At 40.4% G+C, this 22,814-nt stretch carries 22 protein-coding genes; 10 read left to right on the forward strand and 12 right to left on the reverse strand.

Going from position 1 to position 22,814, the window contains the following annotated elements; all coding sequences use genetic code 11:
- Positions 1 to 13 precede the first annotated feature (13 nt).
- Positions 14 to 1,009, forward strand: coding sequence for a spore coat kinase CotI (locus SJY16_RS12330; protein ID WP_377892216.1), 996 nt, complete (start codon positions 14 to 16; stop codon positions 1,007 to 1,009).
- A gap of 35 nt (positions 1,010 to 1,044) precedes the next feature.
- On the opposite strand, the gene fabI is transcribed toward SJY16_RS12330, so the two are convergent.
- The 4 genes from fabI to mgtE form a co-directional block, all read right to left on the reverse strand.
- Positions 1,045 to 1,821: an enoyl-ACP reductase FabI gene (gene fabI, locus SJY16_RS12335; RefSeq protein ID WP_377889561.1), complete on the reverse strand. Its 777-nt coding sequence runs from the start codon at positions 1,819 to 1,821 to the stop codon at positions 1,045 to 1,047.
- A gap of 92 nt (positions 1,822 to 1,913) precedes the next feature.
- Positions 1,914 to 2,069, reverse strand: a complete 156-nt coding sequence (locus SJY16_RS12340) for a hypothetical protein (protein ID WP_377889562.1) — start codon at positions 2,067 to 2,069, stop codon at positions 1,914 to 1,916.
- A gap of 84 nt (positions 2,070 to 2,153) precedes the next feature.
- Positions 2,154 to 4,001: a monovalent cation:proton antiporter family protein gene (locus SJY16_RS12345; protein WP_377889563.1), complete on the reverse strand. Its 1,848-nt coding sequence runs from the start codon at positions 3,999 to 4,001 to the stop codon at positions 2,154 to 2,156.
- A gap of 34 nt (positions 4,002 to 4,035) precedes the next feature.
- Positions 4,036 to 5,397, reverse strand: coding sequence for a magnesium transporter (gene mgtE / locus SJY16_RS12350; RefSeq protein ID WP_377889565.1), 1,362 nt, complete (start codon positions 5,395 to 5,397; stop codon positions 4,036 to 4,038).
- Between the two features lie 275 nt (positions 5,398 to 5,672).
- Here mgtE and SJY16_RS12355 point away from each other — a divergent pair, with 275 nt between their 5' ends.
- Together SJY16_RS12355 and prpE are read left to right on the forward strand one after the other, a co-directional pair.
- A complete protein-coding gene (locus SJY16_RS12355; protein ID WP_377889566.1) occupies positions 5,673 to 6,857 on the forward strand; it encodes an FtsW/RodA/SpoVE family cell cycle protein in 1,185 nt (394 codons plus the stop codon).
- 89 nt (positions 6,858 to 6,946) lie between these two features.
- Positions 6,947 to 7,681, forward strand: a complete 735-nt coding sequence (gene prpE / locus SJY16_RS12360; protein WP_377889568.1) for a bis(5'-nucleosyl)-tetraphosphatase PrpE — start codon at positions 6,947 to 6,949, stop codon at positions 7,679 to 7,681.
- Here prpE and SJY16_RS12365 read toward each other — a convergent pair.
- From SJY16_RS12365 to SJY16_RS12380, 4 genes are all read right to left on the reverse strand, one after another.
- The gene (locus SJY16_RS12365; protein ID WP_377889570.1) at positions 7,665 to 8,558 is read right to left on the reverse strand and encodes an RluA family pseudouridine synthase; all 894 of its coding nucleotides are present in this window, start codon (positions 8,556 to 8,558) and stop codon (positions 7,665 to 7,667) included. The genes prpE and SJY16_RS12365 overlap by 17 nt on opposite strands.
- A 71-nt stretch (positions 8,559 to 8,629) precedes the next feature.
- The gene (locus tag SJY16_RS12370) at positions 8,630 to 9,427 is read right to left on the reverse strand and encodes an NAD kinase (RefSeq protein ID WP_224881553.1); all 798 of its coding nucleotides are present in this window, start codon (positions 9,425 to 9,427) and stop codon (positions 8,630 to 8,632) included.
- A 19-nt stretch (positions 9,428 to 9,446) separates the two neighbouring features.
- Positions 9,447 to 10,085 (reverse strand): GTP diphosphokinase, encoded by a 639-nt coding sequence (yjbM, locus tag SJY16_RS12375; RefSeq protein WP_377889572.1) that lies wholly within the window; start codon positions 10,083 to 10,085, stop codon positions 9,447 to 9,449.
- Between the two features lie 23 nt (positions 10,086 to 10,108).
- Positions 10,109 to 10,492 (reverse strand): UPF0738 family protein, encoded by a 384-nt coding sequence (locus tag SJY16_RS12380; protein ID WP_377889573.1) that lies wholly within the window; start codon positions 10,490 to 10,492, stop codon positions 10,109 to 10,111.
- Between the two features lie 149 nt (positions 10,493 to 10,641).
- Between SJY16_RS12380 and SJY16_RS12385 the strand changes: the two genes are divergently transcribed.
- From SJY16_RS12385 to SJY16_RS12400, 4 genes are all read left to right on the forward strand, one after another.
- Entirely contained in the window at positions 10,642 to 11,220 is a 579-nt protein-coding gene (locus SJY16_RS12385) for a CYTH domain-containing protein (protein ID WP_377889575.1), read from the forward strand.
- Between the two features lie 112 nt (positions 11,221 to 11,332).
- Complete coding sequence (locus SJY16_RS12390; RefSeq protein WP_377889577.1) at positions 11,333 to 11,728, forward strand: globin domain-containing protein; 396 nt, start codon at positions 11,333 to 11,335, stop codon at positions 11,726 to 11,728.
- 92 nt (positions 11,729 to 11,820) lie between these two features.
- On the forward strand, positions 11,821 to 12,648 hold the full coding sequence (locus tag SJY16_RS12395; protein ID WP_377892218.1) for a ClpXP adapter SpxH family protein: 828 nt from the start codon (positions 11,821 to 11,823) through the stop codon (positions 12,646 to 12,648).
- Positions 12,649 to 12,734: 86 nt separating this feature from the next.
- Complete coding sequence (locus SJY16_RS12400) at positions 12,735 to 12,908, forward strand: hypothetical protein (RefSeq protein WP_377889579.1); 174 nt, start codon at positions 12,735 to 12,737, stop codon at positions 12,906 to 12,908.
- Positions 12,909 to 12,944: 36 nt separating this feature from the next.
- Here SJY16_RS12400 and pepF read toward each other — a convergent pair whose 3' ends face one another.
- From pepF to mecA, 3 genes are all read right to left on the reverse strand, one after another.
- Entirely contained in the window at positions 12,945 to 14,759 is a 1,815-nt protein-coding gene (pepF, locus tag SJY16_RS12405; RefSeq protein WP_377889580.1) for an oligoendopeptidase F, read from the reverse strand.
- 95 nt (positions 14,760 to 14,854) lie between these two features.
- A complete protein-coding gene (locus SJY16_RS12410) occupies positions 14,855 to 16,027 on the reverse strand; it encodes a competence protein CoiA (protein WP_377889582.1) in 1,173 nt (390 codons plus the stop codon).
- Between the two features lie 126 nt (positions 16,028 to 16,153).
- Positions 16,154 to 16,834, reverse strand: a complete 681-nt coding sequence (gene mecA / locus SJY16_RS12415; RefSeq protein ID WP_377889583.1) for an adaptor protein MecA — start codon at positions 16,832 to 16,834, stop codon at positions 16,154 to 16,156.
- Between the two features lie 268 nt (positions 16,835 to 17,102).
- Here mecA and SJY16_RS12420 point away from each other — a divergent pair, with 268 nt between their 5' ends.
- Positions 17,103 to 17,780: a TerC family protein gene (locus SJY16_RS12420; protein WP_377889585.1), complete on the forward strand. Its 678-nt coding sequence runs from the start codon at positions 17,103 to 17,105 to the stop codon at positions 17,778 to 17,780.
- A 36-nt stretch (positions 17,781 to 17,816) separates the two neighbouring features.
- Here the strand turns inward: SJY16_RS12420 and spxA are convergent, their stop codons facing one another.
- Entirely contained in the window at positions 17,817 to 18,215 is a 399-nt protein-coding gene (spxA, locus tag SJY16_RS12425) for a transcriptional regulator SpxA (RefSeq protein WP_377889587.1), read from the reverse strand.
- A gap of 284 nt (positions 18,216 to 18,499) precedes the next feature.
- Between spxA and SJY16_RS12430 the strand changes: the two genes are divergently transcribed.
- Positions 18,500 to 19,702, forward strand: coding sequence for an efflux RND transporter periplasmic adaptor subunit (locus SJY16_RS12430; RefSeq protein ID WP_377889589.1), 1,203 nt, complete (start codon positions 18,500 to 18,502; stop codon positions 19,700 to 19,702).
- 11 nt (positions 19,703 to 19,713) lie between these two features.
- On the forward strand, positions 19,714 to 22,785 hold the full coding sequence (locus tag SJY16_RS12435; protein ID WP_377889590.1) for an efflux RND transporter permease subunit: 3,072 nt from the start codon (positions 19,714 to 19,716) through the stop codon (positions 22,783 to 22,785).
- Positions 22,786 to 22,814 lie beyond the last annotated feature (29 nt).

Here is a 22,814-nt window from a genome sequence, read left to right on the forward strand (position 1 = left end):
GCTCACACCTGAAATGCAGGAAAAGTTAACAAAGCTCGCAGAACTTCTACTCCCAAATTGGGAATTTAATGTACAGAGTGTCGAAGTGATACAAGGCGGTCAGATGGCTCTTGTGTGGAAATTTATGACAGACGAGGGACCGAAGTGTTTGAAACGAATCCACCGTCCTGAAAAGAAAGCATTATTCTCGATTCATGCACAGGACTATTTAGCAAAAAAGGGCATGCGTGTGCCAGCTATTATCCCAAATAAAGATGGCAGCCTTTATACGAAGCATGGGCCGTTCTTATTTGTTGTGTATGAATGGATCGAAGGAAGACCGTTCAACTTAACCGTTCCAGAAGATTTGCAGTGGATGATGAGAGGTCTCGGATATTATCATACTGAGTCAGTGGGTTACGTCCCTCCTCCAGCGACACCAATCTTCTCGAAACTAGGAAAGTGGCCGAAACACTACATTAAGCGATGTCAGCAGATGGAAACATGGAAGCTGATCGCAAAGCGTTTTCCAGATGACCCTTTTTGCCAACTTTATTTAGCAGAAATTGATCAGTTTATTGCAAAGGGTAGAGAAATCCTAGAAAAGCTTCGAGCTTCTCATTATCCAGATTGGGTAGCAGCTTGTAAGAAGAAACCGAATCTATGTCACCAGGACTATGGAACTGGAAACACGCTTCTTTCAGAAGATCAGATCTGGATCATTGACTTAGATACGACGACTTTCGACTTGCCGATTAGAGACTTGCGTAAAGTGATCATTCCACTGATGGGAGATACAGGAGTCTGGGATCATCAGCTGTTTGAACTGATGTTAGCCGCTTATGAAGAAGTTGCACCGCTAACAGCAGAACAAAAGAACGTCATGTATATCGATATGCTTTTCCCTTACGAACTTTATGAAACGGTTAGCGAACGGTTTGGAAGAAAGAACGACATTATGCCAGAAGAATTAATGGCTGCTTTTGAATATGAAAAAAGGAAAACAGAACAGCTTTCAGAGCTACTATAAAAAAACGCCCCGGAATGAAGTCCGGGGCGTTTCACTTATGTTGCAATAATGTTGAAGCCGCTGTCTACATGAATCATCTCACCAGTAATTCCACCAGAAAGATCACTCATCAAGAACAATGCAGTATTTCCTACATCTTCTTTCGTCACAGTACGACGAAGTGGTGCTTTTTCTTCAATCTCTTTAAGAACAGAGTTAAAGTCACCAATGCCTTTTGCTGCAAGCGTACGAATTGGTCCAGCGGAAATCGCATTTACGCGAATGCCATCTTTTCCAAGGTCGTTCGCAAGGTATTTCATACTTGCGTCAAGTGATGCTTTTGCAACACCCATGACATTGTAGTTATTCACGACGCGCTCTCCACCAAGATAAGTCATCGTGAGGATGCTTCCACCTTCCGTCATCAGTGGACGAGCAGCTTTTGCAACAGCTGTTAACGAGTAAGAACTGATGTTATGTGCCAACATAAATCCTTCTCTCGTCGTTTCGAGATACTCTCCCTTAAGTTCATCCGTTTTCGCGAATGCGATGCAGTGAGCTAGACCGTGAATCACACCGACTTCTTCCTTTATCTTTGCAAAAGTCGATTCGATTTCGTTATCATCCGTAATATCACAAGGTAAAATAACAGAATCATCACGATCAAGCGTTGCTGCAAGATCGCGAACATTTTTCTCCAGGCGATCTCCGGCGTATGTAAAAACTAGTCTCGCTCCTGCATTACTTAGTGCTTGAGCAATCCCCCAAGCGATGCTGCGTTTGTTCGCAACACCCATTACAACGTATGTACGATTTTCAAGAGACAGGTTCATATCCATGCTCCTCCTCGATTATTTATTATTAGTTATTAGCACCACGTGCTAATTATAACATGCTTTATGGAACCTGTACCATCTTGAATTCACTAGCCTTTGCTCGTTTCAATATTTCTTTTCTCATACCCGCAATAAGGGCAAGCAAATATAATGTTTTGATTTGATTGAGCGGTGACGGTGTTTTCCAATTCGCTTCTCTTTTGACAAGATGGACAAACAACTATCGGTCCCGAAGAATAATTCATATTCATAACCTCCTGCTCGTAGTATCACCTCGAAGGTCTATTTCATTCTAAAAAAAGCTCCCGGCACCTAGCCGGAAGCTTTTTCTAATAGCTTAACAATGTTCTTACTTCTTCTACACTCTCACTACTTCCTGTAACGATTAGTCGATCGCCAATCCGAAGCTCGGTGTCACCGTGAGGAACGATCGAGTCCTTCCCACGGAATATACGAACGATGATCGTGTCACCGAGATAAGGGAAATTACGAAGAGCAACACCGTTGTACTCCACGTTGTTCATGTTGATTTGGTAAAGCGCATTTTCTTCTCTCGTAAAGATATTGACGACTCCAGGTGATTCGATCAATGCTTTGAGTAACGCTTTAGTAGAAAAGAATACGGAGAATACGTCGATATTCAAATCACGTAACTGATCAGCAATTTCAGTTAGTTCAATTCTTGCGATCACTCGTTCCGTCCCATACTCTCTAGCGAAAACGGCTATATCTGAGTTTGTTTCATCATCACCGGTTGAGATCAATAAGATATCTGCCTCAAATACTTCACTGTTTCTAAGAGTATCGATGCTATAATCCGCAAGCTCAATCACGCTAAAGTGACTACTTTGCTTTTCTGAATCAACTTTTTCTTGTTTCGTATGATAAATCGATGTTTCATAATTAGCAGGATTAAGCTCCAGAGAAATCGGTAGTGTAATTTGGTTTGCGCCAATAATCGCGAGTTTTTTGGCATCTACCCGCTCTTCTGGTTTAGGCATGACTTTTCTAAATACAATTGGTGCAACGATACAGCTTATCACTGCAACAAGAATTAAAGCAGATGATAATTGTTCATCGATGATATCGATACGCTCACCGATTTCTGCAGCTGCAATCACAAGAGATAGCGTTGAAGTCAAGAGAATGCCTGAACCGAGCACGGTTTTGATGTCATACCAGCGTTTTAAGACGATGACAGGTACGAGCTTTGAGATAAACAATGCGATGACAAGTAATGGAATCAGCACAAGTACCTTTGGATCCTGAAATAGGGACCAAACATCTAGCTCTACCCCTACCATCACAAAGAAAATCGGAATCAAGAAGCCATAACCGAACGAATCGAGCTTCTGTACGAGCTCCGTATTTGGTGAAAGGAGCGAGACAAGAGCTCCTGCCAAGAATGCTCCAAGAATATTCTCTGCACCTACGGTCTCTGATAATCCTACCAGTACGATAATTAACGTAAACACTGCTCTCGTTCCAATTTGGATCGTACCTTTTGACATCGTTTCAATAAAGGAAAGGTGTCTGAAATAGGCTCCCATGAAATAAAGGAGAATCCCTGCTCCAAACAAAATTAACAGTAGCCACATGTTCCCTTCTCCACCAGAATTCAGAGAAACGAAGATTGCTAACAAAATCATAGTAGCAAGGTCGGCTATTACTGCTATCAATAAAATCGTCTGACCAATGCTTGTTTTGAGTACATTTGCATCTTTTAAAGTTGGAACAACAACTCCAAGGGAGATTGTTGAGATAATTAATGTCATGAAAAAGGCATTATCCGTATACCCAAGTAAAACAAATAATAGTGATAATCCATAAGACACAATAAATACAAAGACAAAGACTATAAATGAAACAAGAACACGGTTCGGTTCGATTTTTCCGCTTGGAAGCGTCACTTTTTTCTTTTTACTTGCAAAGACAGAGAAATCAATCTCAAGTCCACTTAGAAACATTAAGAATATAAAACCTAATGTTGAAAGTGTGTCTAGCCAAGTGTCAGCTTCTACTAAATTGAAGCCACTCTGTCCGATAATAATACCGGCAATGATTTCAGCTACTACCACAGGAAGAATGTTCAATCTAAAGCGGTGTAGAATAAATGGAATTAGAAATGCGATAACTACTACTATTACTAAGGATGATACTGATGCGCCGTGTTCCATGTTCTTCCTCCTTCAAAACGAACACAATATTCTACTAGATCAAATAGCTCATAAACGCTGTAGCCATTCCAAAGTAGATGAGAATACTGATAATGTCGTTGATCGTCGTAATAAACGGGCCAGAGGCCACTGCAGGGTCAATATTTAATTTATGCATAAGTAATGGTACAAGCGCACCTGCAAGCGTTGCGACTATCAGAGTACATAATAGCGAAAAACCAACTAAAATTCCAAGAAAAAAGGTTCCTTGCCACAAAAAGATAATAATCGTCACAAGAATCCCGCATGTTGACCCTGTTATTAACCCTGTTCCTGCTTCCCTTAAAATTAAGTTCCATTTACTATGTTCTTCAAAATCTCCTGTTGCAATCCCACGTACAACAACTGCAAGCGCCTGTGTACCTGTATTCCCTGCCATTCCTGCAATCAACGGAATAAATACAGCAAGTAGCGCAACTTTGTCGAGAGTTTCTTCAAATTGTCCGATCAAACTTGCTGTCATCATTCCTAGGAATAAGAGGATAACTAACCATGGCAACCGTTTTCGCGCAGATGAAAAAGGATTGCGATCTAGCGTACCGTTGTCTGATATCGCAGCAAGCTTAGAATAGTCTTCTGATGCTTCTTCTTCAATAACGTCAACAATATCATCGTGCGTAATAATTCCGAGTAAGTGTTGTTGAAAATCGAGTACAGGTAGAGCAAGAAAGTCATAATCTCTCATTAACCTTGCTGCTTCTTCTTGATCTTCGCCTACCGATATTGAAACGACACGTTCATTCATTATATCTTCAATCAAGACATCTTCTTCTGCAATAATCAAATCTCTTAAAGATATGACACCTACCAGCCTTTTTTGTTGATCAACCACGAATACATAGTAGATGGTCTCTGCTTCAGGTGCTTCTCGCCTAAGAATTTGCATGGCGCGTTTTACCGTTTGGTGTGCCCGTATTGCAACAAATTCTGTCGTCATGATACTTCCAGCTGTTTTCTCTTCATAATGCAACAGCTCTTTGATCTCGTCAGCTGCATCATCATCCATGATCGTGAGATAGCTTGCGATCTGTTCAGGATTAAGCTCATTCAAGACATCGACGGCATCATCCGCATACATTTCTGCAAGCATTTCGGCAGCATATGGAGGCTCCATCTCAGAAATAAATTCTTCTTGTTCTTCTATTTCGAAGTTCTGGAATATTTCCGCCATTTCACTCGGCGATAAATACGTGTACACCAGCAATCGAACATCTTCTTCAACCGTAAGGAAGAATTTTGCCTGGTCATAAGGATGTATATCGAGAAACAGGTCGCGAAATGCCTCTATTTTTTCTTCAGCTAAGTATTGGATAAGTGCATCATAGATAAGTTGGATCTCTTGTTCTGAATGTGCCACCAAGCACCCCTCCTTACTACTATTTTCTATGTGTCCAGAAGGATTTCGTAATAAAATGGACATAAATTACATGGGAAGTCTTGTTTAATTCTTTAAGTAGCGTACAATCTCATTTATACTATAATAAGTAAAATTACCTTCCTATCTTAGTCGGAACGCAGTTATTTTGTCAAAACAAATTCCGTTTTCAGATTTGCAAAAAGGTTTTTTTTAGATAAGATAGGTGATGTGCTTAGAACACGTCTCCAACGCTTTTCTTTAGAAAGGATTATATCATGAACAATGACAATCAAACACCTTGGCAGCAGATAGATTATACGCTACTGTTCTTTATATTTCTTCTTATGTGTGTCAGTACAGTTGCCATCTATTCTGCTCAAGCTTCACTTCCCGGAGAATTAAAAAACGTAAACTTCGCTGGAAAGCAGCTGACGTGGTATTTCATTGGAGCATTCGTCTTATCGCTAACGATGGTAATCGATTTTGATCGCTTCAAACAGCTCTCTTGGTACCTTTTCGGATTCGGTATTTTCCTTTTGCTATTGCTTCAAATCATGCCAGAGTACATAGGGAGCTACCAGATTGCTCCGATACGTAATGGAGCAAAAAGTTGGTTTGTTTTGCCTGGGCTTGGAAGCGTGCAACCTTCAGAATTCATGAAGATTTTCTTGATCATTACCATTAGTTCTACGGTAGTGAAACACCATGAAACCCATGGAGAGAAAACAATTCGAACTGATTTAATCTTGCTTGGTAAAATCTTTGGCATATCCGCTATTCCGCTTGCAGTCGTTATGAAACAGCCCGATCTTGGAACCGCGATGGTATTCACAGCAATCGTAGTGAGCATCACTCTCGTATCTGGAGTCCGCTGGCGTCTGCTAGCATTGCTCACGTTGACGGGCATAGCAGGTATTTCTGCTGTTGTGTTTACCTTTTTCAAATTCCCTACCTTTTTTAAGGAGTACATTCTTGATGAATACCAGCTTGCCCGTTTTTACGGATGGTTGGCTCCTGAAGAATACACCGACGCAGGGTATCAAGCAACGAAAGCGATTCTTGCTATCGGCTCAGGTAAGCTTGAAGGGAAAGGCTACTCTGACGGTACCGTCTATTTCCCTGAAGCTCACACAGACTTCATCTTTGCAGTAATCGGAGAAGAGTTTGGATTTATCGGTGCAAGCATCACCATTTCAATTTTCTTCTTGCTGATTTATCGTATGATTCATACAGCATTAGAAAGCAATGAATCGTTTGGAAGCTACTTATGCGCAGGTGTCATCGGTATGTTAACGTTCCAAGTGTTCCAGAATATCGGAATGACAGTTCGCCTACTACCGATTACAGGAATTCCTCTTCCCTTCGTAAGTTATGGTGGGAGTGCGCTCCTGACGTATATGATTGCAGTAGGATTAGTTCTCAATGTAAGATCTCGTACAAAAACATATATGTTTGAATAACCTGCCGCTCTGGCAGGTTATTTTACATCGATAGAAGAATTCCCTTAATGAAAATAGGGAATGGATAATTGCATAAAGGAGGAAGGTTATTGTTTGATATTATCGGAGATATCCACGGTTGTTATGATGAATTTGTGAAACTAACTAAAAAGCTAGGATACGAGTGGGTGAACGATATCCCTATCCACCCTAAGGAGAGAAAAATCGTTTTCCTCGGAGACCTCACCGACAGAGGCCCTCATTCATTAAAAGTGATCAACGTCGTCACAAGACTTGTAGAAGAAAACCAAGCCTACTATTGCCCTGGAAATCATTGCAATAAGCTATATCGTTATATGATTGGAAGAAACGTTCAACAGAAGCATGGCTTAGAAACCACAGTTGAGGAACTTTCGCAGTTATCAGACGATAAAAGAAATGCGATCATAAGTAGGTTCACTACTCTCTATGAGAAATCACCACTTTATTTAACGTTAGATAATGGAAAACTAATTGTCGCTCATGCTGGAATACCTTCAAAATACATTGGTCAATCTGGAAAAAAGGTAAAGACCTTTGTTTTATATGGAGATGTGACGGGTGAAACGCATCCGAACGGCATGCCAGTAAGAAAAGATTGGGCAGCTACCTATTCTGCACCTCCCCTCGTTGTCTATGGACACACTCCTGTACATGAACCACGGTGGATTAACAGAACTGTAAATATCGATACAGGTTGCGTATTTGGAGGCAAATTGACGTCCGTAAAATATCCTGAACTTACCACAGTTTCTGTACCGTCCTCTCTTCCTTTCGTTAAAGAAAAGTTCAATTCGTTTGAATAACATCCAACATATCTTGTTCTAATTCAATAGAGAAAGTTAACGTTTTTTCAAGAAAGGGGTGATAGAATTCAAGGCTTTTACTATGAAGTGCCTGACGATTTATCCCTTCCTTTCTCCCTCCATAAAGATCATCTCCAAGTAGAGGGTGGCCAACAGAAGACATGTGAACACGTATTTGATGCGTCCTACCGGTCAGAAGCTCAATTTCAAGAAGACTATTGGCGCCACACTTTTGTATCGTTCGATAGTGTGTAACTGCACCCTGACCATCTCCCCTAACTGTCCTCTCGATAATACTGCCTTCTTTTCGTCCTATTGGCCGATCGATGACGCCTTCTTCTTTATCTAAAGTGCCATGTACAATGGCATAGTATGATCGTTTCATCGTTTTATTTTGTTGTTGCTTGGAAAGGAGATCGTGTGCAAAACGATGTTTTGCAAATAGGACAAGGCCAGAAGTGTCACGATCCAGACGGTTCACTGCGTGAATCGTACGATTTAACTTGTTCTCTTTATAGTAAGCGAGAACTCCTTGAGCAAGAGAACTTTCTGAGTGTCTTGAAGGAATCGTTGGCACGTTTGATGTTTTGTTGATCAGTAAATAGTGGTCATCCTCATATATGATTCTAAGGGGCATCGTGATCGGTGACATACTCTCACTTACTTCTTCAACCGGAAACAGGACTTCCACTATGTCCCCTTTCTGTAACGTCGTACGAACATTCTTCACTTCTCCATTGACTCTGAGCTCTCCGCCCTTGAACTTGATATCTGTCAACATGCTTCTAGACAGCGTCTTTTCTCTTAAAAGAAACTCTCTCATCAGCATTCCATCCTGGAGGTCTCCTACCTCCCAGGTAAACCTTACATCACTCATCCCTACAAGCCTCCACTTCTAGAATTAGATAGAAAAACAGCCCAGCTCTTGAAATGAACTGGACTGCTTCTTTACTCATCGTCTACGAACGATTCCTTAACTCGCTTCCAAAATGGAAACGGGCGGAACCTAGCAAATCTAATCTTTTCTTCAGCCACTCGATATTGAATGGATTTCACGTCTTTTTGAAGTAAGAAAAGGTGATCGATCGTAATCTGAAAATCAACATCATTAACGGGTCTCAACAAACATGTATGATGCTGTGGTAAAACGAGCGGAGAACCAACCGTTCGAAATACACGATTGTTAATCGATGCCATCTCAGAAAGCTGAATCGAAGGTAGAGCGGGATGAATAATAGCGCCACCGAGCGCCTTGTTGTACGCAGTACTACCTGAAGGAGTAGAAATGCAAAGTCCATCACCCCTGAAGGTTTCAAAAAGGTCTCCTTTTATATCCACGTTCATCACAAGAGATCCTTCTACACTTTTGACAGTACATTCGTTTAATGCAAGGTACCTGTTTTCTTTCGTGCTATCGAGATAGCGAACAGTCACTTCAAGAAGAGGATATTCAACAATTTGAAATGGCGTCCTAGCAATGTGAATAACTAGCTTCTCCACTTCCTCAGGCACCCAATCTGCATAAAACCCAAGGTGTCCAGTATGTACGCCTACAAAAGCCGTTTCATCTAATCGATCTTGATAATGATGAAACGCATGAAGCAACGTTCCATCTCCACCAACAGAGATAACGATGTCTGGCTCTGCTTCATCGTACTCAAGATCAAAATCGCGCAAGTAGTTCTTTATACGTTGCTGAAGCTGGTTTGACGTTTGATCCCCTTTCGACTTTATAGCAAATTTCACTTTTGGCACCTCATCTACTTTAATTTTCTGCGTTTTTCTTTTCGTTTTCCTTCTTCTGCATAAACACTTTTTGGGCTTCTTTTATTTCTACCCTAATCTCAGACATTTCATCATCCAGCTTCGATGCAGCTTCAGCTGCTCGCTGGAGTCGTCTTTGGATGTTGCTTGGAATCTTTTTGTTATATTTGTAATTAAGAGAGTGCTCGATCGTTGCCCAAAAATTCATCGCGAGAGTGCGAATCTGAATCTCTACGAGCAGCATTTGTTCACCACTAATCGTTTGCACTGGGTAACGAACAACCACATGATAAGAGCGGTATCCGCTCTCTTTTCGATTCGTTACATAATCTCGCTCTTCAACGATTTCAAAGTCACGCCTGTTACGTAGATGTTGAATCACACGATTAATGTCTTCTACAAACTGACACATCACACGTAATCCCGCAATATCATGCATTTCCTCCCGAAGCTTATCGGTGGGAATATCTTTGCGTTTTGCTTTATCAAGTATACTTGGAATCGGCTTTACCCTTCCTGTAACAAATTCTACAGGTGTATGATCATCAGACTTTTCAAACTGATCTCGTATACCTTTCAGTTTCACCTTAAGCTCATTCACAGCTTGCTTATACGGCGCCAAAAACTCTTCCCAACTCATCCTACCACCACCAACGACGATATCTATGAAGTTGCTGTTAGAAATACGCTTTCTACAGCTTGATTCATTTCTTTACCATAATTCGAATTCCCTTTAATGTTCTCTACTAAATAAGCGAGCTCTTCTTTTATTTCGACAAGCTCTAGCTTTTCACCTGTCTCATCAACAAGCATAACTGGTAAATCTTTATCAAGAACTTCTTTCAAAGAAGACCAAATGTCTTCATTAAATCGAATATATGTATATCCTTCATCTCCATCTAATAAATAAACGAATGAGAGGTTGTCCGAATCAACAAGCATATTTCCTGTTGCTGAATAGCTTGCTAAATTAGCTTTCTCATCAATATGGAAGGTTGTAGACTCCTCTGTAAACTCTCCTCTTGTTACCGGGTATTGTAATGCCACAAATACCTCTCCTTTCCTCATCAATGCTATATGTACCACCATATAGTTTATCATAACGTATGGGGTAATTTCATTTCTGTTGTTCTAAACACCTACATATGGCATAATTCACGATATATACAGACTTTTCCTTAATGGAGGCTTAACCAATGGCTCAAGAAATCGAAATCGAATTTAAAAATATGATTACTGTTAATGAATATCATTCATTATTAGCTTCTTATCAACAATCATCTAACAATATCAAAACACAAACAAATGATTATTTTGATTCCGCACAATTTGCACTTCGTGACAAAGGTGCTGCCCTACGTGTTAGAAAAAAGAAAGACGGTCTTGTACTAACTTTGAAAGAGCCCGCACAAAAAGGGTTATTAGAAACGCATCAGGTTATAACTGAAGAAACATTCCATTCCATTAGAGAAACTGGAGTGTTACCAGAAGGCGACGTTTCAAAACAAGTGGTGAATCTTGGTCTTACGGACAACCTTCTCCATTTAGGCTCATTGACAACTCATCGTGCAGAAGTGAAACTAACTTCTGGCCTCCTCGTTCTTGATCATAGTGAGTATCTGGGGCACGAAGACTATGAATTAGAATTTGAAGTAACTGATTATGAACAGGGCGAGCGAGCATTCCATCATCTCCTGAGGGAACATGGGATTGAGATTAAAAAAGCGAAGAACAAAATCCAGCGGTTTTTCATAGCAAAACAGAAGCAAATTTAGAGCTTCTGTTTTTTTATGAGAATCGTGACGAACCAGATTATTTGCTGTTACATATAGAGGTTGCTAAAATAAAACTGTAATAAGGTTCTAATTTCCGAAGGGGAAGAGCAATATGAAACAAAACATGTATGAATTAATTGGACGTTCACAGTTAGACGAACTTGTGAATGCATTTTATAGCCGTGTTTCACAACACCCAAAACTTAAACCGATATTTCCAGCTGACTTAGATGAAACAGCTCGGAAACAAAAACAATTTTTGACACAATTTCTCGGAGGCCCTCCTCTATATTCTGAGGAACATGGGCATCCTATGTTAAGAGCAAGACATTTACCATTTGAAATAACTCCTGAGCGAGCATCAGCATGGCTTTCTTGTATGGAAGAAGCGATGGACGAAGTCGAGTTAGACATCGAGCTCAAAGAACATCTATTGAATAGACTTACATTCACTGCCCATCATATGGTAAACACGGGTAATCCGGAAGAGAAAGGAGAATCGAATTGACACCGAATGTAACAGGTTCCTTTTGCGATTCTTACAATCCAAACGGAGATACCGATACTACCTGTTCAACTCTCTCGCAGAAGAGCAAACCGATCGAGATCTATTCTTTCATCGATCCGTTATGTCCTGACTGCTGGGGGCTTGAACCTGTCATAAAGAAACTACAATTAGAGTATGGACACACATTCAGAATAAGACACCTTGTTGGCGGAAATGTAGAAACGTTTAATTCCTTCAAAAGGAAAACAGAAGGTATCAAAACCCACGCAGACGTTGCAAAACGTTGGGAACGCACTGCCACTCGTTCTGGCATGTCATGCGATGGTGACCTCTGGTTTGAAGATCCAATCGACACACCCTATATCGCATCGATCGCTATTAAAGCTGCAGAGCTTCAGGGAAAGTTACAAGGACTTCGTTTTCTTCGTAAAATGAGAGAACTCCTGTTTATTGAGAAGCAGAACATGACGAAACAAGAGAACCTTGTGAACGCTGCAAAAGATACTGGTCTCGATGTGGAAGAATTCAAAAAAGATCTTCAGTCTCAAGCATCCATCAGAGCCTTTCAATGTGATTTAAAGATTTCAGCTGAAATGGAAGTAAACGAGCTTCCCACACTTGTTTTCTTCAATGAAAACATCGAAGAAGAAGGATTGAAAATCACGGGACTTTACGATTATGAAGTGTACGTTAGCATTTTACATGAAATGCTAAAAGAAGAACCAATACCCAAGCCACTACCTTCGATCGAACACTTCTTACAACGTTATCAGTTCGTTGCAACGAAAGAAGTGGCAGTGGTATATGACATGAGTTTAGAAGAAGCAGATGCTGAAATGAAGAAACTAGCACTTAAACAAAAAGCCGCTCAAGTACCGGTGAAACACGGATGCTTCTGGCGCTCAACTGCTCAATCATAAGGAACAGGGAGAAATTCATCCCGTTCCTTTTTTTACGGTCTAAAATCGAAAATGTTTCATATTAATTTTATTGAGGAGGAGTAAGTATGTCTTATTCTGTGATAATCGGATTGATTCTAATAGCAATGAGTTTCGGGGTATTTCTTATGGGGCTATTGAAATTCATCCCTTCTATCGTTGGAATTCTTCTATTGTTCCTGTCAATTCTCTTTACAGTAAGCATGTTTAATAAACGAAATCAGTTTAGAGGTTTCCATTAAGAACCCGCCTTCTGGGAAGAAGGCGGGTTCGTTAGTTTATGAGAAGAGCAAGCTCTCCATCTCATCAAGAATTGATTCAAATACATCCAAAGCATCGCTGATTGGTTTAGAAGACGTCATGTCTACGCCAGCCTTCTTCAAGACCTCGATTGGATAATCCGAGCTTCCCGCTTTTAAGAAATCGATATAGCGTGAAACTGCTGGCTCTCCTTCGTCGAGGATTTGTTTAGATAAAGAAGCAGCTGCACTAAAGCCTGTAGCATATTGGAAAACATAATAGTTGTAATAGAAGTGAGGAATTCTTGCCCATTCAAGTGCAATATCCTCATCGATCACAAGGTTTTCACCGAAATACTTTTTGTTCAATTCATAATACAGGTCCGAAAGTAAGTCTGGAGTCAACGGCTCTCCGTCCTGAGCTTTCTTATGAATCGCGTGCTCGAATTCAGCAAACATGGTTTGACGGAAAACAGTACCTCTGAATCCTTCTAGATAATGATTCAACAAGTAGAGCTTCTCTTGTTTGTCGCTCGTGTTTTTTAATAAATAATCATTCAAAAGAGACTCATTTGTAGTTGAAGCAACTTCTGCTACAAAGATCGAGTAGTTCGCATATGGATAAGGCTGGTTCTCTCTTGTGTAATAAGAATGAACTGAATGCCCAAATTCATGTGCAAGTGTAAATAAATTGTTCACATTATCCTGCCAGTTCATCAAGATATATGGGCGGGTTCCATAAGTACCAGATGAATAAGCACCGCTTCGTTTCCCGACGTTTTCTTGAACATCTACCCAACGATTTTCGAATCCGTCTTTAAGGATTGACTCGTATTCGTCACCTAATGGGGTTAAACCTTTTAGAATATAGTCTTTTGCTTCATCATATGTGACTTCCATCTTCACATCTGGTACAAGAGGTGTATAGAGATCATACATATGAAGTTCGTCTAGTCCAAGCGCCTTCTTGCGAATATCAACATAACGATGAAGCAAGTCTAGACGGCTGTTGACTGTTTCAACAAGATTATCATAAACCTCTTCAGGAATATTGTTGTTATCGAGAGCTGCTTGACGTGCAGAATCATAATTTCTGACTGAAGCATTATAGTTATCGCGTTTAACTGTTCCGCTTAACGTACTCGCAAACGTATTCTTAAATTTACCATACGTGTCATAAACTGCCTTAAATGCGTCTTTCCTTACACGGCGGTCACTACTTTCTAGAAAACGAATCAACCTGCCGTGAGTAACTTCCACCTCTTCCCCATTCTCATCCTGAATGGTCGGGAACTTCATATCAGCATTATTCAACATTCCGAACGTGTTGCTCGAACTATTCGTCACATCGCTAATTCCAGCGAGGATCGCCTCTTCTTCTTTTGAAAGAACGTGTGGGCGTTGACGGTTGATTTCATCAAGAGCTTGGGCGTATAGCTTGAGATCCTTATTTTCTTTCAAATAGGATTCGATTTCCTTCTCAGGAATACTCAAGATTTCAGGAACAACAAATGCGAGAGCGCTGCTTACTTGTGTTGCAAGATTAGACGCTCTGTCATTCAATCCTTGGTAAGTTGAGTTCGTTGTATCTTGATCGTAGCGCATGTGTGCATATGTAAACAACTTTCCAAGTTTCTTTGTAATCTCATCCTGCTGGTGAAGACCTGCATACAAAGTCTCTGCAGATTCACTTAGTTTGCCTTTGTATTTCTCCATCTCTGGAATAAGCGCTTTGATTTCTTTGAATTCTTCTTCCCATTTCTGATCATTTTCATAAATCGCTTCTAAATCCCAAGTATCTTCTACGGGAATATCTTCACGTTTCGGTAAAGCGTTCTTCGTCTTATTTTCCATCTATCTGACACCTCCATCTAATAGTCACATTACACTATTTATCCTACCATATTTCTCTTATTATTCTTACTTTTTCGCTCGACAATACTTGCATGCTATAAGAGATCTAAAATAATTTTTTTGTCCATAACAAGAGCTGTTTCCAAACGGTTATTCATCAAAGGTTGATGAACCTTTTCATACCGATCTCCTCTCTCTTTAATGACGTTTAACCGTTTAAGCTGCTCTAGATAAGCATGAAGAGCCATGTTAACACCCATTTCGAATGAATTCATCCGCAATTTGAAAATTCCTCGCGAAATAAGTTCTTTAAATGAAGAAGTTAATTGAGTAAAGGTAAATGTCATGTGGGGGTGTAGCTTAGGAAGAAAAACTAATACGATCCATGCTTGCCATAAATACGAGGGAGTTTCGATCCAATAATTTGAGGTGGATGGGATTCCTACTTCAGAGGGAAAGAGCCTGATTGCTTCCCCCTTTTCATAAAGGAGTTTCCTTATATAATAATACGCATAACTTTTTTCACCATGAGGATTTGTTCGCCAAATTTGCTTTTGTTTAAGCCAGATCGAATTGCGTATAGGGTGGGATAACGCTGTTAAAGGGGTTTTTAAAATGAAGGCTAATGAAGTTTTATCCGGAGCGATAGCAGTGGTGGTACAAATGATTTTCGTTGAAGTTAAACTATACTGAGGAATGACGATGTAAAAGAGGGTTTCAAGAGGACAATAATAAAACAATACAGGAGTTTGATTCACTATTCTTGTGCTGGCCCACTCCATGGAACTGATGGAATGAATAAATCGGTATTTGCTTTTCAAACGGCTTTTACCCAGGATCCACCATACATCAACACCACTTTCGAAATAACTGTCTGTACGGTGCTGTAAGAGGTTTTCTTCGATAGGGGAGCATTGATACTCAATAGCGAGGTTTCTTGCTTGTAGAAAGAGGTCTGGACGCTTCTTCGGCTGCTGTAAGTAGGTTTCGACTTCTACATCGCGATGTTCTTTCCTTAACCAATTGTAAAGCTGCTCTTTTCCTGAAAGGTGATAACTAGATTCGGCTTCCCAAGCATCCACACATGGTGCGTGTGAATGATGAGCAAAGTGCCACACTTTCTTCTGACCAAGCCTCATAACGACTGAGCTATTGCAACTCGGACAATAGAAATCTGTTGTTTTCCGAAGTTCCTTAAGAGCTACTAAATCCTCTAGATGATCAGCGAAATTCAAAACAGTTCCATTTCGCGATACAGCTTTCAACATCTTACCACCTCAATTTCATTTAGATGAAATAGTATTCTTCTAGGCGGCACAAATTCCCTTTAATTTATTACAATAATGCTCTGCCTAAAATAAAAAAGCCGATTTCCTATTGAAATCGGCAATGGTTTATAAGAGTGGGAAGTGTACACGGAGCTGCTCAAGAGCCTGTTCAGAGAGAATCTCCTTACCGTATTCCTGCATTCTGTGAACCGTTAGATCTGATTCATAACCGTACTCTAATAACTGGCTCAAACGGTTATCCTGATCATCTTCGCTCAATGCTTCGTCAAAAACAACATGAAGGTAATATCTGTCTTCAAAGTTGTACAGACCGTTAACAACTCCATCTGCATCAAATCCGTGAGCTAAAGAGATAACGTCCTCGAAATCTTTAAATCCAATAGTAAAGGTAAGTTCTTCCTCTTCAAGTTGCTCTGCTTCCTCTGTCTCCTGGCTATTCTGAATCGTAAATTTGTCATCAAGAATTTTATCAATATTCTCATCGATTGGAAGATCCAATTGTTTATCTTCAGAAATAGGTAATTCAAGTTTAGAGCCGTCGTTGGACATCTGCGCGCGAGTAACAATGATTTCCAAACCTTTTTCTAGGGCCTGTACTTGTATCCAGAGCGGACCTTCCAGCGAAAATTGTTCTCGCTGGTGCGCTTCATCCATCATTTCCCAGAATAACTCTTCTCCTCTTTCTCGATCGTACCAAATTTCTTCTCGATCAAATCCTCTATTTTCAATGTCCCTATACGTGATAAAGAATTTTAATGTATTTGCGTTGACTCGTTCAATTTCCATCCGTTTTCTCTCCCTCCTGTTTGTTTAACCGGAAGGCTATTCCCTCTGGGATACTCCTTATTGTTTCATTCCCTTAAGCGATTAAACCAAACCGCTTTTCTCTTGTAATACCATTCTATGATAAAACATCAAAGAATGGAAATAAAAAAACGTTTGTTTTTCACTCATATTAAAGCATATACACGATATAAATATTTATGTGTATAGCTTGCCCCTGTATGCTCCTGTCATGATTGTAAAATTTAACTAATTCCGGGAGTTGGCGCCTTTGTTTGAAACAGAAATCATCACATCAATTTTGTTCATTATTGGGATCGATATCGTTCTTGGAGGTGATAATGCCGTCGTTATTGCACTAGCTTGTCGAAATTTACCTAATTCCCATAAAGGTAAAGCGATCATCATCGGCACAGCACTCGCTGTAGGATTAAGGATAGCACTAACCATTGTTGCCGTCTATTTATTAACACTACCTTATTTATTAATCATTGGTAGCTTATTTTTACTACTCATATCATTGAAACTTGTGAGGGAGGATGATAGCCCAGAAACGATTGATTCCAAATATTCTTTCTGGGGAGCAATAAGAACGATTGTAGTTGCAGACCTTATCATGGGTCTAGATAACGTGCTCGCTATTGCTGGTGCTGCCAACGGACAACTCTATCTCGTCGTCTTCGGATTACTCATTTCCATCCCGATCATCGTATGGGGGAGCAGAATGATTCTTCATGCCTTAAACCGATTCCCCGTATTAATTTATGTAGGTGCTGGCATTCTCGCTTTAACTGCAGGGAAAATGTTCACGAACGCCCCTGAGCTTAAAACGTTTTACTACACGTATCCCTCATTGGAGATACCTACTCATTGGCTCTTCTTATTCATAATTATTGTCGGAGGTTGGTATTATAAAAGGAACGCTTACAAAACACATGGTGCTAACTAAAAAAACTTCTACAGGGTGCCCCTGTAGAAGTTTTTATTAATTTACAAGACGCTGAGTTGCTTCTTGAAGTTGAAATGTACGAACTTTACGCGGAAGGAAACGACGAATTTCGTCTTCATTGTAACCTACTTGTAAGCGCTTCTCATCTAAGATAATCGGACGACGAAGCAATCCAGGGTATTCACTAATTAACTCAAATAATTCTTGTAAAGAAACAGTATCTAAGTTCAAGCCCAATTCCTGGAATGTTTTTGAGCGAGTTGATATAATTTCATCTGTTCCGTCCTCAGTCATACGAAGAATTTCTTTAACCTCTTCAATAGTGAGTGGTTCAGCAAAAATGTTACGTTCCGTAAATGGAATATCGTGCTCCTGTAGCCATGCTTTTGCTTTTCGACAAGATGTACAGCTTGGAGATGTATAGAGTGTTACCATAAGGATTGGCTCCTTTCTATAAATAAACATTATTCTTTATTTAGAAACATTATCTTCTCACAATTTATATTATACTACAGTGCGTATAAAATAACTAGGGTGATGACAAAAGTTGTAATTAAGTTATACAATTAGTGTACAACAGTTCCGTCTTCTATCTTCTACTTCCCCCATCATTACCCTTCTAAACATAAATTGTTTCAAAATGTTTTATTTTAATTCAGCAACATACTTTTCCACATGATAGTATTCGTAAAAGAGACACTACTTTTGAGGTGAACATAATGAAGAAAGCGATTTATTTAGCAGGCTTACTTGTCTTGACCACAGCCTGCAGTACGCCAGAAATTACTAGTAAAGAAACGAACGACCAACCCATCCCTGTAGAGGTTGCTGACGTAAAGAAAATCGAGCTCTCCGATGAACTCGAACTAACAGGACAAGCTATTCCAGGTACGACTATTCCTCTCATCGCTCCTTCCCCACTCGAAATTAAAGAGCTAAATGTTAAAGTAGGGAGCACAGTTGAAAAGGGAGATTTAATCGCATCCTTAGATGATACGGCTGCAAGACGCAATGTCGCAAACCTATCGAACGCTGTCGATGAGTTAGAAAAAGCAGTAACTCAAGCAAAACAGCTTTCGAGTGAAGCTGAAAAAAACGCGCAGGAACTAAAAGCAATGCAAGAAGAGTTAAATTCCTCATTACAACGTTCTCAAACGTTGCTGAAGCAAATTGATACTGAAGACGTAAGCACTTCTGATGTACTGAAAGAAAGTCTAGAAGTCGCAATTAAGCAAGCAGAGCTATCACAGGCCGCAGCCTCTATGCCATCAATGTCAGCTGGAAACGTAACTCAGCTAGAATCACAGCTCGCAGAAACGAAAGCAAGTCTGAATCAAGCGCGAGATGTTCTAAATGCAACAACGATAGAAGCTCCAATCACCGGAGTGATCTCTCAAATTAATGCTGAAGAAAATTCTACAGCTGTTCCTAACTCTCCAATTGCAGTTGTCGTAAATATGGACCCTGTCGTAGCATCCTTTCAAGTAAACAGCTTTCAAATAAGCAAGCTTTCAAAAGGCCAAAAAGTAAAAATCTCATTTGACGGAATCGACGGAATGTTCTCTGGTGAACTTAGTGAAATTCCACCAACAGCAAATGAACAAACGGGCTCTTTTGTTATCGACATCGAACTTGAAAATAAAGAAAATAAAATCAAGGGTGGAATGAAAGCGACCGCTCGTATCAAAACCGACGTAATCAAAGATGCGATCGTTGTACCGAAAGAATCGATCGTATATGGCGAAAAGGAAACATACGTCTTTGTTTCTCAAGGAAAGAAAGTAAAAAAAGTACCAGTAAAAGTAGGAGCAGAATCCAATGAAACCATCCAAATAACAGATGGATTAACGACAAAAGATGATGTGGTTACAAATGGTAAAGATCGTCTATCTGAAACATCTGAAATACAGGTACAGAATTGAGTTGAAATCACATGAATATTGCTAAGCTTTCTGTTTTCCGCCCGATCGCAATGGGAATGGTCATTGTTTTCATCCTTATCATCGGGACGGTTTCATTACGAAACATGCCTGTAGACCTTTTCCCAGATTTAACATTCCCCGTTGCTGCCGTAACGGTTACATATGAAGGTGCAGGACCTGAAGAAGTTGAAAACTTACTCGCTTCTCCTTTAGAAAACGTAATGGGTACGTTGCCTAACGTAGAAAGCATCTCTTCCATTTCACGGAACGGGGGAGCATTGATTCTGATCTCCTTCGAATGGGGGACAGACATGGATTTTGCCACCCTCAACATGAGAGAACAAATTGATGCTGTAAGAGACTCTCTCCCTTCGGATGTTCCGATGCCGAAAGTGTTACGTTTCAATCCAAGTGACATTCCAATTATGCAGCTCGGTGTTTCAGGCTCTGAAGAAGAATTAACTGAGATTAAGCAAACCATCGAAGATCAGATCAAACCTGCTCTAGACTCAGTTCCAGGAGTTGCAGCTGTAACCATCGAAGGTCAGCTCGAAAAAGAAATTCGATTAACAGCGGACCCCGATCGACTAAGCCAATATGGAGTAACCTTAACAAATCTCCAGCAGCTCATTGGTTCTGAAAACCTCAATATTCCGAGTGGTTCAATCGAAACTGAAAACAAGAATCTCCCCCTTCGTGTAACAGGAGAATTTGAGTCTGTTGAGGATTTGAAAAACCTTTCCGTACCAACGGAAAGTGGCCCGATAAAATTGAATCAACTCGTAACAATAGAAGAATTGATGAAGCCTTCTGCACAAGAAAGCTATTTAAACGGAGAACCTGCAATCGGCTTCTCCATCCAAAAGCAGTCTGGATCGAATACTGTGAAGGTCGTTAGTCAGATTAACGATAAATTAGAAGAAATACAGCCTTCACTCCCTTCAGATATGGAGATCAAAACCGTATTTGATCAGGCAAAGTTTATAAACCAATCGATCCGCGCCGTTGTATGGAATATTATAATCGGTAGTATACTTGCAGCTGCTGTTCTTTATCTCTTCTTAAGAAACATCCGAAGTACTTTGATTATTGGCCTTTCGATACCGATTTCAATCGTCGGTGCCTTCATCTTAATGTACTTCTCAGGTCAAACGATTAACCTCCTCACTCTCGGTGGTTTAGCCCTCGGGGTTGGGATGATGGTGGATAACTCCATCGTCATACTCGAAAATATTTATCGTTTGAGACAAGAAGGAAAATCGCTTAAGGATGCGGCAGTAGAAGGAACAAAAGAAGTAGGCAGTGCGATCATCGCTTCGACTATGACGACTGTCGTCGTGTTTCTACCGATCGTTTTCGTAACTGGATTAGCAGCACAGTTATTTAAGCCACTTGCATTAGCAATTACGTTCTCTTTACTCGCATCTTTATTTACAGCGTTGATAATCGTACCGTTGCTTTCGTCTCTATTAATGAACCGGAATGCTTCGAAATCGACGTTCCAATTACGTTTCGAGAGATTGAACGGCTGGTACAAACGTCTATTGGATAAATCGCTTCGACATCCTAAGAAAACATTTGGATTTACGATTGCCCTATTGGTCGTATCAGCTGCCGGAACGCCTTTCATCGGTACAGAATTTCTACCGGCTCAGGACCAGAGTTTTGTGAATATATCTGCTCAATTACCAGCAGGTAGTTCGCTCGAAGCGACAACGAATGTGACTGAGGAAATCGATACTGCATTAGAGGATATTAAAGAAGTGAAACTCTCGTATCTAACTGCTGGAGGAACCGATAATTTCAGTGTTGGGGCAGGTAGTCAGACCAACCGAGCTACCTATAGTGTATTACTCGTTCCAATTGGTGAACGAAGCAAATCTGACCTTGAAGTAGCTGAAGACATCAGATCAAAACTAAAAAACATCCCTAATGCCAATATTATGGTTTCGGCAAGTGATTCAGGATTTAACGCCGATCCGATCGCGATAAATATTATTGGACCGGATCTTGAAATTTTGAAACAACTATCAGATGATGTCATCGAAAGTATTTCAGAAGTTGAAGGCGTCAGAGAACCCACGTCTAGTATTGAATCGAATAACCCTGAGGTACAGATTTTGATTGACAGAGAAAAAGCGGCAAGCTATGGCGTTGGAAGTACACAGATTTCAACCGCAGTATCGAACGCCACGAATGGGCTTGTCGCAAGCAACCTTGCTAGGGACGGAAAGCAGCTCGATATCAGACTAACAGTTGAGGAAAAGTATACAGACTCTCTCAATTCTTTATCGACCTTATTAATCGAAACGCAAACTGGCCAAAAGATCCCTCTTTCGTCTGTAGCTGAAATCAAAAGAGGACTCGGTCCTTCAGAAATTACTAGAACGGATCGTTTGCGTCAGGTTGAAATCACTGCAAGTTTGTTGAATCGAGATCTTGGTACAGTAACGGACGAAATCCGCGAAAAGCTTGTTAAGGACGTTCCACTTCCAAGTAATGCATACAAAATTACTTTTGGAGGACAGGACGAACAGATGAACGATGCCTTCTTCAAGCTCTCTGGTGCTCTTGCGCTAGCAATTTTACTCGTATACATGGTTATGGCAGGTCAGTTTGAGTCCTTCCTATACCCGTTTATTATCATGTTCTCCGTTCCGTTAACTGCGATCGGAATCATAGTCGGTTTACTCGTGACGTTCCAACCTCTCGGGGTTGGCTCACTCGTAGGTATGCTGATATTGACCGGAATCGTCGTTAACAACGCGATCGTGCTCGTTGATTACATTAACCAGCTTCGATCTACAGGCATGGATACTCGCTCTGCGATCTTAGAAGCAGGCCCTGTACGATTACGTCCAATTCTAATGACGGCTCTCACAACCATCCTTGGCCTTGTACCACTGTCTCTTGGATTTGGTGAAGGTACTGAAATTCAGCAGCCGATGGCAATCGTAATTGTGTTTGGACTAACCGTAGCAACATTTATTACACTCATTTTCATTCCGGTCGTTTATTATCTGATCGATCTGAGAAGACAAAAACGTCTCGATAAGAAACGAGAAAAACTCGAAGAAGCATAAACAAAAGGAAAGCCAATTGGCTTTCCTTT

It is taken from the genome of Alkalihalobacillus sp. R86527 (assembly GCF_042466185.1).
Classification (GTDB): Bacteria; Bacillota; Bacilli; order Bacillales; family Guptibacillaceae; genus Guptibacillus.

Excerpts from the sequence above, each read along its gene's own strand:
- SJY16_RS12330 (WP_377892216.1), top strand. The coding sequence starts at position 14 with ATGCAGGAAAAGTTAACAAAGCTCGCAGAACTTCTACTCCCAAATTGG.
- spxA (WP_377889587.1), bottom strand. The coding sequence starts at position 18,215 with ATGGTAACACTCTATACATCTCCAAGCTGTACATCTTGTCGAAAAGCA.
- SJY16_RS12355 (WP_377889566.1), top strand. The coding sequence starts at position 5,673 with ATGAACAATGACAATCAAACACCTTGGCAGCAGATAGATTATACGCTA.
- SJY16_RS12385 (WP_377889575.1), top strand. The coding sequence starts at position 10,642 with ATGGCTCAAGAAATCGAAATCGAATTTAAAAATATGATTACTGTTAAT.
- SJY16_RS12365 (WP_377889570.1), bottom strand. The coding sequence starts at position 8,558 with ATGAGTGATGTAAGGTTTACCTGGGAGGTAGGAGACCTCCAGGATGGA.
- SJY16_RS12430 (WP_377889589.1), top strand. The coding sequence starts at position 18,500 with ATGAAGAAAGCGATTTATTTAGCAGGCTTACTTGTCTTGACCACAGCC.
- pepF (WP_377889580.1), bottom strand. The coding sequence starts at position 14,759 with ATGGAAAATAAGACGAAGAACGCTTTACCGAAACGTGAAGATATTCCC.
- SJY16_RS12345 (WP_377889563.1), bottom strand. The coding sequence starts at position 4,001 with ATGGAACACGGCGCATCAGTATCATCCTTAGTAATAGTAGTAGTTATC.
- fabI (WP_377889561.1), bottom strand. The coding sequence starts at position 1,821 with ATGAACCTGTCTCTTGAAAATCGTACATACGTTGTAATGGGTGTTGCG.
- SJY16_RS12390 (WP_377889577.1), top strand. The coding sequence starts at position 11,333 with ATGAAACAAAACATGTATGAATTAATTGGACGTTCACAGTTAGACGAA.
- SJY16_RS12340 (WP_377889562.1), bottom strand. The coding sequence starts at position 2,069 with ATGAATTATTCTTCGGGACCGATAGTTGTTTGTCCATCTTGTCAAAAG.
- SJY16_RS12435 (WP_377889590.1), top strand. The coding sequence starts at position 19,714 with ATGAATATTGCTAAGCTTTCTGTTTTCCGCCCGATCGCAATGGGAATG.
- SJY16_RS12410 (WP_377889582.1), bottom strand. The coding sequence starts at position 16,027 with ATGTTGAAAGCTGTATCGCGAAATGGAACTGTTTTGAATTTCGCTGAT.
- SJY16_RS12400 (WP_377889579.1), top strand. The coding sequence starts at position 12,735 with ATGTCTTATTCTGTGATAATCGGATTGATTCTAATAGCAATGAGTTTC.
- yjbM (WP_377889572.1), bottom strand. The coding sequence starts at position 10,085 with ATGAGTTGGGAAGAGTTTTTGGCGCCGTATAAGCAAGCTGTGAATGAG.
- mecA (WP_377889583.1), bottom strand. The coding sequence starts at position 16,834 with ATGGAAATTGAACGAGTCAACGCAAATACATTAAAATTCTTTATCACG.